Source organism: Arthrobacter sp. B0316-1-20 (genome assembly GCF_059091865.1).
This window is the reverse complement of the sequence record NZ_JBNHHC010000022.1, coordinates 103,842-114,517: the sequence shown is the minus strand read 5'-3', so window position 1 is coordinate 114,517 and position 10,676 is coordinate 103,842. Positions and strand designations below refer to the sequence as shown.

The 10,676-nt window shown below is 68.4% G+C and carries 9 protein-coding genes; 2 read left to right on the top strand and 7 right to left on the bottom strand.

The window, feature by feature from the left end; genetic code table 11:
- Positions 1-83: 83 nt before the first annotated feature.
- The 3 genes from ahcY to AC5RW2_RS28085 form a co-directional block, all read right to left on the bottom strand.
- Positions 84-1,577: an adenosylhomocysteinase gene (ahcY, locus tag AC5RW2_RS28095; protein ID WP_493951198.1), complete on the bottom strand. Its 1,494-nt coding sequence runs from the start codon at positions 1,575-1,577 to the stop codon at positions 84-86.
- Between the two features lie 10 nt (positions 1,578-1,587).
- A complete protein-coding gene (locus AC5RW2_RS28090) occupies positions 1,588-1,809 on the bottom strand; it encodes a Trm112 family protein (protein WP_493950788.1) in 222 nt (73 codons plus the stop codon).
- Positions 1,810-1,940: 131 nt separating this feature from the next.
- Positions 1,941-2,330, bottom strand: a complete 390-nt coding sequence (locus AC5RW2_RS28085; protein ID WP_493950789.1) for a DUF3499 domain-containing protein — start codon at positions 2,328-2,330, stop codon at positions 1,941-1,943.
- A 166-nt stretch (positions 2,331-2,496) separates the two neighbouring features.
- Here AC5RW2_RS28085 and AC5RW2_RS28080 point away from each other — a divergent pair, with 166 nt between their 5' ends.
- Positions 2,497-2,982: a metallopeptidase family protein gene (locus tag AC5RW2_RS28080; RefSeq protein ID WP_493950790.1), complete on the top strand. Its 486-nt coding sequence runs from the start codon at positions 2,497-2,499 to the stop codon at positions 2,980-2,982.
- Between the two features lie 15 nt (positions 2,983-2,997).
- Here the strand turns inward: AC5RW2_RS28080 and AC5RW2_RS28075 are convergent, their stop codons facing one another.
- The 3 genes from AC5RW2_RS28075 to AC5RW2_RS28065 form a co-directional block, all read right to left on the bottom strand.
- Positions 2,998-5,046, bottom strand: a complete 2,049-nt coding sequence (locus tag AC5RW2_RS28075; RefSeq protein WP_493963410.1) for a DUF5719 family protein — start codon at positions 5,044-5,046, stop codon at positions 2,998-3,000.
- A complete protein-coding gene (locus AC5RW2_RS28070; RefSeq protein ID WP_493963498.1) occupies positions 5,043-8,384 on the bottom strand; it encodes a glycosyltransferase family 2 protein in 3,342 nt (1,113 codons plus the stop codon). The genes AC5RW2_RS28075 and AC5RW2_RS28070 overlap by 4 nt, the downstream gene beginning before the upstream one ends.
- Positions 8,385-8,452: 68 nt before the next feature.
- Positions 8,453-8,998: a WhiB family transcriptional regulator gene (locus tag AC5RW2_RS28065; RefSeq protein WP_493963409.1), complete on the bottom strand. Its 546-nt coding sequence runs from the start codon at positions 8,996-8,998 to the stop codon at positions 8,453-8,455.
- Between the two features lie 287 nt (positions 8,999-9,285).
- On the opposite strand from AC5RW2_RS28065, the gene AC5RW2_RS28060 reads away from it, so the two are divergent.
- Positions 9,286-9,978 carry a TIGR03089 family protein gene (locus AC5RW2_RS28060; RefSeq protein ID WP_493950793.1) on the top strand — a complete coding sequence of 231 codons (693 nt, stop codon included), beginning with the start codon at positions 9,286-9,288 and terminating at the stop codon, positions 9,976-9,978.
- A gap of 49 nt (positions 9,979-10,027) precedes the next feature.
- Here AC5RW2_RS28060 and AC5RW2_RS28055 read toward each other — a convergent pair whose 3' ends face one another.
- Positions 10,028-10,600, bottom strand: coding sequence for a GtrA family protein (locus AC5RW2_RS28055; protein ID WP_493950794.1), 573 nt, complete (start codon positions 10,598-10,600; stop codon positions 10,028-10,030).
- Between the last annotated feature and the right edge of the window lie 76 nt (positions 10,601-10,676).

The following is a 10,676-nucleotide window of genomic DNA, read 5'->3' as shown; positions in this document are numbered from 1 at the left end:
CCATCTGGTTCTCCTGCGCGGTGCTGGGCGCCGCAGCCACCGCCAGACTGACCGTGCACCGAGACGCCGTCGTTAGTGCGGGATCAGTAGCGGTAGTGGTCCGGCTTGTACGGGCCGGCCACGTCCACGCCCAGGTACTCGGCCTGTTCCTTGCTCAGTTCGGTGAGTTCAACGCCGAGTGCGTCCAGATGCAGCCGGGCGACCTTCTCGTCCAGTACCTTCGGCAGCACGTAGACCTGGTTCGCGTACTCGGGCTCGCCGGTGGCCGATCCCTCGGCCGCCTTGCCGTGCTTCGTGAACAGCTCAATCTGTGCGATCGTCTGGTTGGCGAAGGAGTTGCTCATGACAAAGGACGGGTGGCCGGTGGCATTGCCCAGGTTCAGCAGCCGGCCCTCGGACAGCACAATAATGGAGCGCTCGGCCTCGGTGCCGGCATCGAAGACCCATTCGTGGACCTGCGGCTTGATCTCCACCTTCTGCACGCCCGCCACCTGGGCCAGCCCGGCCATGTCGATTTCGTTGTCGAAGTGGCCGATGTTGCCTACGATGGCCTTGTCGCGCATCTTCACCATGTCGGAGGCCATGATGACGTCCTTATTGCCGGTGGTGGTGATAAAGATGTGGCCCTCGCCCACCACCTTGTCCAAGGTGGTGACCTGGTAGCCGTCCATGGCCGCCTGCAGCGCGCAGATCGGGTCCACCTCGGTCACCACCACGCGGGCGCCCTGGCCGCGCAGCGCCTCGGCTGCGCCCTTGCCGACGTCGCCGTAGCCGCACACCACCGCCGTCTTGCCACCCATCAGCACGTCCGTGGCCCGGTTGATCCCGTCCGGCAGCGAGTGACGGATGCCGTACTTGTTGTCGAACTTCGACTTGGTGACGGCATCATTGACATTGATGGCTGGGAACAGCAGCTGGCCCTGCTCCGCCAGTTGGTAGAGGCGGTGCACGCCGGTGGTGGTTTCTTCCGTGACGCCGCGGATGCCGGCGGCCACCCGGCTGAATTTTTGCGGGTCCTTGGCCAGCGAAGCGCGCAGCACGTCCAGGATGATGCTGTACTCGTGCGGGTCCTCTGCGGAGGCCGACGGCACCGCGCCTGCGGCCTCGAATTCTACTCCCTTGTGCAGCAGCAGCGTGGCATCGCCGCCGTCGTCCAAGATCATGTTTGGTCCCAGCTCGGGGTTTTCAGCGGCGCCGGGCCAGGTCAGGATCTGCTCGGCCGTCCACCAGTATTCTTCGAGCGTTTCGCCCTTCCACGCGAAGACCGGCACGCCCTGCGGGTCCTCCGGTGTGCCCCTGCCGACGACGACGGCGGCGGCGGCCTCGTCCTGGGTGGAGAAGATGTTGCAGGATGCCCAGCGGACCTCCGCGCCGAGTGCGGTCAGGGTTTCGATCAGCACCGCAGTCTGCACGGTCATATGCAGCGAACCGGCGATCCTGGCGCCGGCCAGGGGTTGGGTCGCGCCAAACTCCTCGCGCAGTGCCATCAGGCCCGGCATTTCGTGCTCCGCCAAACGGATCTGGTGCCGGCCGGCAGCCGCCAGCGAGAGGTCCTTGACCTTGTAATCAATCGTCACAGTCATGCTCCTAAGCGTTGTCGGCGGGGCCGTCGGGGGTGTAATCAGAGGCATCGGCGCCAGCGGCGGCCTGCGGCAACAGCACCGGGATGCCATCTTCAATCGGGTAGTGCAGCCGGTCGCCCGCGGCGGTGCGGCCGGTCGACACCAGCTCCCCGCCCTCCTGGACCAGGGATGAACCGGTCGCCGGGCAGCGCAGGACCGCCAGCAGTTCGGGTGTCAGATGTGCCATGCGAATGTTGTCCTTCGGTCTGGAAGCGGCTTCGGCTGCGCCGGCGTCCGGTGGACGGCGGGGCGGGGCCTCGCAGCGGACAGCGTGCGTGTTGAGTGGAATGCGGGCTGCCCGCTTCCCAGCGTATCGTTCTACGGTTGCCCGCGCAGAATGCGCAGATGCCCTCGCCGGGTGCCGGCAGCGCCAGCCGGCGGCTCCAGCGGCTCACGCTGCCCGCGCGGCTGCGGCAGCTCATCCGCGATCTCCGGAGTGCGGGCGGCTTCGCGGACGGCGTCGGCCAAGGCCAGCAAATCGTCAGGGTTGGGGGCCGGCGCCTGTGTGGGCAGCGCCAGCCGCATGACTTCCCAGCCGCGGGGAACCGTCAACCGCTCAGCGTGCTCGGCGCACAGATCGTAGCAGTGCGGCTCGGCGTAGGTTGCCAGCGGGCCCAGCACGGCGGTGGAATCTGCATACACGTACGTCAAAGTAGCGATGGCCGACCGCTGACAGGCCGAGCGTGAACATTGACGAATGGATCCCACGAGAAAGAATCCTACTCTGGGCCGCTCGGCTTCCGGGGCACCGGCGCGGACAGGGACGGAAAGATTAGGTCACAATCGGGCCTCTGCGGCCGCTGCCGCCGAGGTTGCCCCGGCCCTCCGCTGACAGCCAGTGCCGATTTCGCGCTGCCGGGCTTAAAGTCGGTATATGGAGAACGGACCATCACTGACTGTTTCGCTGGGCGGCGACGGCGGTGGCTGGCGCCGTCCGTTCATCGCACGACGCCGGAACCGCCGCGGCCGCGGGCTGCGCGGCGATCTGCTGCCGGCCCACCTGCCCGGCCATTTGACCCGGCCCGAGCAATTCGAGCAGTGGGTTTCCGAGTCTGCCGAGCGGCTGGAGTACTTCTGGGGCGAACGAATCGAAGCAGCCCACTTCGTGGTCGAGGACATCCCGCCGCATCTCGAGGAGCTCCTGGCGCGCGGGCAGGCCGCGCCGCTGGGCAGCTTCACACCGGCCGGTCCGGGCCGTCCGGCCGTGGTGACAGTGTTCCGGCACCCGGTGCAGATGGCGGCCCGGCTGCGGGCCGAACTGCCGGAGCTCATCCACGACGTGGTGGTGGAGCAGACTGCACAGTTGCTGAACATGGCGCCCGAAGCCGTGGACCCCGGGTACGGACGGACCCGCCCCTGACAAACGGTCCTTAGATCAGTACCCGATATTGACCGGTACAGCGTTCTGGGCCTGCGTGCCGGCTGGCACGGGCAGGACCGCAACGTCGGCTGAGTTGCCGTTGGTCAGCACTTGGGCACCGTAGACCGCTTCGCCCGACGCGCTGATCAACAACGCCGCAGGATCGGCGTCGTTGGCCTTGGGGTTATGCGTCACGGTGGTTCCGGCCGGAACATCTACCGTCTGCTTCTTTCCCAGCCGGCCTTCCAAATCCACCGGAGTGATTTCCAACTGGGCCGCGCCGGCCGGTGCGCTGAAAGCCATCCGGGAGCTGATTCCTCCTGGGACGACGGCCAGGTGGTTGCTGCCGAGCCGGCCGGTGGCGGGTGCCCAGCCGAAGTCTACTGGCGCACCTTCCCCGGTTGCCCTGCTGACGCGTGCGGCGGCAGCGATGGAGACATCGGCGCTGACTTCGACGGAATACGTGCCGGCCGGCAGGGACTCCAGCGGAACACTGGTAATGCTGCCGGCGGCCGCAGTGATGACGCCGCCGCCCGGGAGGCTGACCGGTCCGTCCGCGCCCAATACCCGCACTTCAAGGACGGCATCGGTCACGCCCGGTACCGCCACCTCCAAAGCCGGCGCAGCGTTCTGGTAGCCGTCCTGTGTGCGGATTTTCCGCGCGAGCTTGTCCTCCTGGACGGTGATCCCGGTGACCAGCTGGCGCGTCCCGGCCGGAGCCGAAGCCTGCAGCAGTTCGACGCCACCCGGCGTCAGCTGGCGCAGGACGCTCTGTTGGATGAATCCGGTCACCGGGCCGCCGGAGGACTGGACGCGCACGGCCAGCGACTCCTGGTTCGCGGCCAAGCCGGCCAGCACGATGGAGCGGGATTCTCCCGGTGCAACCAGCAGCCCCCGGGTGCCGGCAGCCTGGATCTGTCCTTCGCTGGACAGCAGTTCCAGGTTCACCGAGGACGGGGTTTCGGAACTGTTGTGCAGCTTCAGCACGGACGTGGCACCCACGGTGGTGGAGGCACCGAGCAACCAGAAATCGTTGGCCGGCGCCATGCAGTTGGCCGCTGCCAGGCCCCGCAAGTCGCCGTCGGAAGCCCGGTAGGTCATCGCGGCACCGGCCAGCGCGGTGGTCTCCCCCACCGGGTCGGCCCGCAGCACCGTGGGGGCGGACAGCTCCTGCCCGGGCACCACGGATGCAACCAGCTTGGTTTCACCGGAGGACTCCGCCGTCGGCTCGGCGATGCGCTTGAGCGGAGTGTCCTCGCCAAGTTCGGTCAGCTCGCTGCCGGGGACATTGCCGCTCAGGTCGCTGAGCACCAGGGCTCGAGCCCTGGTCTGGGCGGTGGTGGAGACGGGGCTGAATTGCGGATCGGTGGCTTCGGCGGCCGAATCCAACAGCCGCAGCGGCTCCGGGCAGACTGCGGTGTAGTCGCCGGCCGGGACGGCGGCGGAGACGGGTGGAAGCTCGGTGGCGGCACCCGGCCCGTTCGCCAGGCTGCCGGCAACTACCGCCGCGCCGGTCAGCAGCACTATCCCGGCTCCGGCGATGGTGCCCAGAGTCCGCCGCCCGCCGTCCGGCCGTGCGCCGGATCCGGCGCTACGGCCCGACCGCGCTTGCGGTTTGCCCGCGGCGGCATCACGTGCGCGGTCCCGCCGCGCGGCGCGCCGGGCAGCCTTGCGGTCAACCGGCTGCACGGCCTCGGCTGCGGCCGGTTGGGCTGGCTCGGCTGCGTCCGACTGGGCAGGCCCGGCTGCGGTCGGTTGGGGCGTCTCGGCTGTGGCCGACCGGGCTGGCCCGGCTGCGTCCGACTGAGCAGACCCGGCTGTGGTCGGTTGGGCTGGCTCGACTGCGGCCGGTTGAGCCGGCCCGGCTGCGGTCGGTTGAGCCGGCTCGGCCGCGCTTGAGTTGGCAGGCTCGGCTGCGCCCTCGGCGTCGGCCGGCCGGACAGCCTCGGCAGTTGCATCCTGATGCGGTGTCACGGCGCCATCGGCTGCTTCGGCAGCGGCTGCCGCCCCGGCCCCTGCATCTGTTGCCTCCGGCTGGTCGCCACGGCCACCCGTCTCGGTCATCGTTGCTGTCCTTTTCCGGCCAAGGCGGTGGCGCCGTCGTCCGGGTCTTCGAAAGCCGCACGTTGCAGTTCAGCAGTGCTGGCGTCGGCCCCGGTGGTCTTGATGTGGTCGACTCGGCGCGGCACGAACCGCCGGCGTGCCGGGATCGGGATGGCCAGCAGGACGGTCAGTCCGATGGCGATCACCTGCAGAATACCGATCCACGGCGACCACGGGCTGGCATAGCCAATCTTCACGGTCCCTGCCGCGGCGGGGACCTCAAAGGCCTGAGCCCAGCCGTCCTCCGACGGCTCCAGCCGCTGGCCGTTTAAGGTTGCCGTCCAGCCCGGATCCTTGCGCTCGGCCAAAATCAGCCGTCGTCCGGACTCGCCGGCGGGAATCTCGCCGCCCGCCGCGGTCCAGCCGGACGGCACCGTTTGAAGCAGCGTGTCGTTGGCATCGACCAAACGCGCCCGGGCCGTCAGCGCGCCAGCCTCTGTCCCGTCCTTGCCCGTCGTACCGACAACACGCCAGAGCCACCCTGCGTCGGTGCGTCCCACCGAGGTCAGCCCGGGGACGGCGTCAATGCGGCCGGCCAGCAGTTCAGCCGCCGTGTCGGATTCCTGCAGCACCACGAAGTCAACGCCAAGGCGTATTAGCGCGGGCCGCGGGTCCACACCGGTGCCCGCCACGATGACAGCCACCGTGTTGCGCAGCTCGGCGTCGGCATCGTCGTCGGCGCCGACAACAGCCTCGACCAGCGGACCGTTCAAGGACCGCGCCGCGTAGATGGTCGAGAGTTGGTCAAGGGTGGTTCCGCTGCCGTGCATCACTGCCGCTGTCACGGTGCCACCGGTCCCCGCGGTCAACACCAGCGCGCGCGCCTGCTCGGGCCCGGTTCCGCGATCGGCGGCGGTGGCCGGAAGCGTGCGGTCTGCCCCGGGCGCGATGGACATCTGCGTACCGAAGTCGGTCAGCGTACGGGCTTCGGTGGAGGCTGTGTAGCCGGTGAACTGGGGCACCAGCCAGTGCGCCAGGCCCACCACCGGGCCCAGGCCCAGGAGCACGACGGCGGCCACTGCCACGGTGCGCCGCAGGCCGGTCCGCGTCCGGTCCCACGAGTCCACAATCCGCTGCATCCGGTTTCCGGCGATCAACGCCGCGCCCAGCAGCAGGAACATCGCTACCGAGACAAAAGGACCCGTAAACGGTGTGATTACCGCGCCCGGCGCAACCGCGGTGGCCAGCAAGGACGAGCCATAGGAAGCCGCCAGCGACAGAAAAGCACCTAGCCAGAGCAGCCGTGCGCGGGCGGCTCCGGCGCCCCCGATCGCCCCGGCCACGGCCAGTGCGAGCATCGGCACGGCCGCCACGAGTGCATAGACCAGCGCCCACGGCCCGTGGGCCACATCTTCCAGCAGTCCGGCGCCGGCGAGTCCGTCCGCGGGGCCGAAGGCCAACGGGAAGCCCATCAGTTGCTGCCAGAGCGGGGCCGCGTTGAAAGCCAGCGGCAGGCCGGGATCGCTCACCAGCGCGCGCGGCTCGTTCAGCGCGGCGATGCCTATGGGCAGCGCGAGCGCCAGCGGCGGGACCAGCGACCACCAGACGGTCTTGGCCCGGCGGCCCAACGACAGCACCAGGACGAGAATGAGAACAACAGCTACCGGCAGCAACGCCGGTGCCGACGCTGTGATTCCGGCGAGGCAAAGGCCGGCTGCTGCCGCCGCGGTCCACGACGGGTTCCCGTTGATGCCTGGCTTGTGCACGGTCTCATGCGGCAGCAGCGGGCGGTTGGCGTCGACGCGCTGCACGGCCGAGCCGGTGGCGCGCAACAGGCCAAGCACGGCCCACGGGATCAGCAAATGGGCAATCAGCGCTCCCAGACGTCCGGTACCCAGAGCGACCTGGAACGCGGGCACGCTCGCCCAGAAAATGGCGGCCCAAAAGCGCAGGCCGCGCCGCTGCGTGAGGGCCCCGGCAGCAAACCAGGCCCCGGTAGCGGCGAGCGGCATGGCGAGCATGACCAAGGTCACGACGGCGGCAGAGCCGTTCCCCAAGCCCAGCAGAGCCAAGGCTGCCAGCACGTAGCCGAAGGGGTCGCCGTGCCCGGGCATCCCCGAACCGAGCGAGATCCACCAACTGGCCGCGTTGTGCCAGATCTCGGCGACGGTCGCCGAGACCGGCAACAGACCGCCGCCGACCAGCGCCGGTGCCCCGAAGAAGTCGAACATGCCCACCGCGGACACGATGGCCAGCACGACAGCGGCGACCACCAGTCCGGTACCGACCCAGGTCCGCGCGGGTGCCGCCAGCGCGGCAAAGTCATCCGAACCGCCGGTGGGCTGGTCGCTGCTGCCGGCGTCCGTGCCGGATCCGTCCCCCACCACGCCAGCGGCGAGTTCGGGGCGGAGGGACTCAGCGAGCGAACGTCTGTAGGCCCAGACCTCGCGCTGCGGCACCATCAGCGGGCGCACTATCCCCCGCGACGTCCTCCGGCTCCTGGCCGCCTGCCGCCGGGATGCAAAGTAGCCGACCGGGCGGAAGAGAGCCACGAGGGTGGCACCGAGCTGGCGCAGCCCGTGCATCGGGTCCTTGGCCACCACCGATGCCAAGAAGCTGTAGAGCCCGCCCAGCAAAGCGCCGATCCACAAGAATGGCACCTTCCACCACGCGGCATGCTTCAGCCGCAGATAGATTTGCGCCTTGCGGGCTGCCTTGGCGGTGGTGTGGTCACTGGCCCTGGTGGCATGGCGGACCGTCGCAGTCGGCACGACCACTACCCGGTGCCCGGCCAGCCGGTTCCGCCAGCACAGGTCCAGGTCATCGCCGGTCCCGGGCAGGGCTGAGTCGAACCCACCCAGTTGGTCGAAGACGTCGCGGCGCACCAGCATTCCGGCGGAGTTGACGGCGAAGAAGTCGCTGCGCCCGTTGTACTGGCCCTGGTCCAGCTCATCCAGGTCGATCATGGTCAGCCGTTCGCCCCAGCGGCTGACGGTCAAGCCGACGTCGACCAACCGGCGCGGGTTGTCCCAGTCCACCTGCTTGCAGCCGGCGATGGTAACCGACGGTGCCGTTTCAACGGCGAGCAGCAGTTCCTCCAGGGCATCCGGTGCCGGCGCGGAATCGTCGTGCAGGAGCCACAGCCACTCTTGCGCCGCAGGGCCTTCTCCGGCGTGCTTGGGCAGCTCGGCCAGCCCTACCCGGACCGCCGCACCGAATCCGGCGCGGCCGGAAGCCGAGGTGACCGGGGTCCCGGCGGGCAGATGGGTGCGCAGCAGGTCCGCGGACGCGTCGGACGATCCGGTGTCGACGCCAAGATAGACATCGGCCGGCCGCGTCTGCTGAGTCAGCGCGGCCAGGGTCTGCGGTAGGTACGAAGCGCCGTTGTGGGCAACTACAACGGCGGTGACGCGAACGTGCTGCTGAATTAGAGCGCTCTTTTCCGTAGCCGGCGGCGCTCGCGCTCCGACAGCCCTCCCCAGATGCCGAACCGCTCGTCATTGGCCAGCGCGTACTCCAGGCACTGCGAGCGCACCGTGCACGCCCCGCAGACCTTCTTGGCGTCGCGGGTAGAGCCGCCCTTCTCAGGGAAGAAGGCCTCCGGATCCGTCTGGGCGCAGAGGGCATCGGCCTGCCAGCCGAGTTCACCCTCATCCTCGTAGCCGGTCCCGAAGCCCGGTAATCCGATCCACAGCGGCTTCTGCGCGGGTTCGGCCTCCGGTTCCCGCAGCAGTCGCGGAGCGGTCAGCTCCAGCACGTCGGCTTCGGGCTCCTCCGCCAGTGCTTCGTGTGCCGCCAGGAACGCGGTAGCCGCGTCCTCCAGTGTCTGTTGGCTGGATTCGCGGAAGCGCTCTGCCGCCGCCGGATCAGCCGGATCCACATACCAATCTGCCGGTACGCCGCGCGTTCCCTGCGATGCCGAAGCCTGTGCCTCTAGCTCTCGCCGGTGCGCAATACGTTCTGCCTGCCCCATCAGCCCTCCCGGTGTTGCTGTACCAGCATGGTGCTAAGTTCGACTCCAGTGCTGGATCTCAGCGCCGAATACGAGACTGCTGTTACACGTTTAATAACCTAATTACACGGGTGTAATCCGGTCCAAGTCAAGTGCCGGCGGGAATCTTAGAGACAGACGGGCCCAAAACCGGGCACGCCACGCGAAGATCTTGCCGGCGTGACATACGCCACACCCCCGACGGCTAACGAAACCCCGGCCACCGCCGCACCGCGGCAGGTGTCCGCCATCCGCACCAAAGGAACACCGTGAACCCTACCGCCACCATCACCGACCTGCTAGCCCGGCTGCGCCCCGACTCCTCGCCCTGTTTGGTCTGGTACGGACCGGAGGGAGAACGCGTCGAGCTGTCCGGTCGCGTGATGGACAACTGGGTGGCCAAAACAGCCAACTTGCTGGTTGAGGAGCTGGACGCCGGCGAAGGAACAACCGTGGGCCTGCGGATGGAGCCGCACTGGCGGTCGCTGGTCTGGGCGCTGGCAGCATGGCAGGCCGGCGCTACCGTCCGGCTTGACGCGGCAGAACCTGCCCCCGACGTGCTGGTCTCAGCCGATCCCGATCAGTTGACCGGCGACAGCACGCACCAGGTGCTGGTGGCCCCGGGGGCACTTCAGCTGCGCTGGCCGGGAGAATTGCCGGAGGACGTCCTGGACTACGCGGCGGAAGTCCGGTCCTACGCTGACGCCTATCTGGGGTTGGATGCCTTGCCCGCTGACGGCTTGGCGTTGCAGTCCGACGACGGAGACCTCACCTTCGCCCAACTGCTCGGCCGGCCGGCGCCGGCCCGGGTCCTGCTGGTGCCGGCACAGACCGCCTGGCCCGAGGTGCTGCGCGAGGCTCTGGCGACATGGCAGGGCGGCGGCACCGTGGTCCTGGTGCATGCGGGCGTCGAAGTGACGCAGCGCTTGCTGGACAGCGAACGCGTCAGCGCGCAACTCTGAACGACCCGCTGGCCGCCTGGCTCCGACGCGTGCCAGCTCCTCCCGCCGCCTAGCTCCTGGTGGGGCCAGACGCCTGCGGCCCGTCAATTTCGGGCGTGTCCAACGGCCGCGTGGTCGCCACATGCTGGCCGTGGTGGCTTTCGAAGATTTCGTGGTCGTCGGCGAACTCCGGCTCGGCATCCAGTTCCACGTTGAACACCAGGAAGCGGTAGGCAAAAAACCGCATGACGGTAGCCAGGACCGTACCGAAGATGCCGGCGAACAGCAGCATGGTGGGTTCGGTGATTTCCAGCGGGTACCGGACAATCCACACGCAGCCTGCCGAAATAATCATGCCGATGACGTTGATCACGACGAAGAGCACGAGTTCACGCAGCGCGTTCGCTTGGCGGCGGTGGCGGAACGTCCAGTAGCGGTTGGCCACCCAGGAGAACAGCGTCGCCACGGAGGCGGAAACAAATCGCGCCTTCACCACGCTGTCGTCCATCGGCCCGTTGATCAGCCACCAATAGACGCCGTTATCCACGATGAAGGCGATCCCGCCGACCGTGCCGAACTTCGCTACTTCCCGCCAAAAAAGGGAAACTAGGCCGCTGATGCGCTCGGAAATGGTTCGATTCATGATCGAAGGAAAGGCCCTTTCGTTCTGACGCCGGAATCGTGCCGGCCAACGCATCATTGTATTGCCCCAGACTGGA

Coding starts and splice junctions, on each gene's coding strand:
- AC5RW2_RS28090 (WP_493950788.1), bottom strand. CDS start 1,809: ATGGCACATCTGACACCCGAACTGCTGGCGGTCCTGCGCTGCCCGGCG.
- AC5RW2_RS28080 (WP_493950790.1), top strand. CDS start 2,497: ATGGAGAACGGACCATCACTGACTGTTTCGCTGGGCGGCGACGGCGGT.
- AC5RW2_RS28075 (WP_493963410.1), bottom strand. CDS start 5,046: ATGACCGAGACGGGTGGCCGTGGCGACCAGCCGGAGGCAACAGATGCA.
- AC5RW2_RS28065 (WP_493963409.1), bottom strand. CDS start 8,998: ATGGGGCAGGCAGAACGTATTGCGCACCGGCGAGAGCTAGAGGCACAG.
- AC5RW2_RS28055 (WP_493950794.1), bottom strand. CDS start 10,600: ATGAATCGAACCATTTCCGAGCGCATCAGCGGCCTAGTTTCCCTTTTT.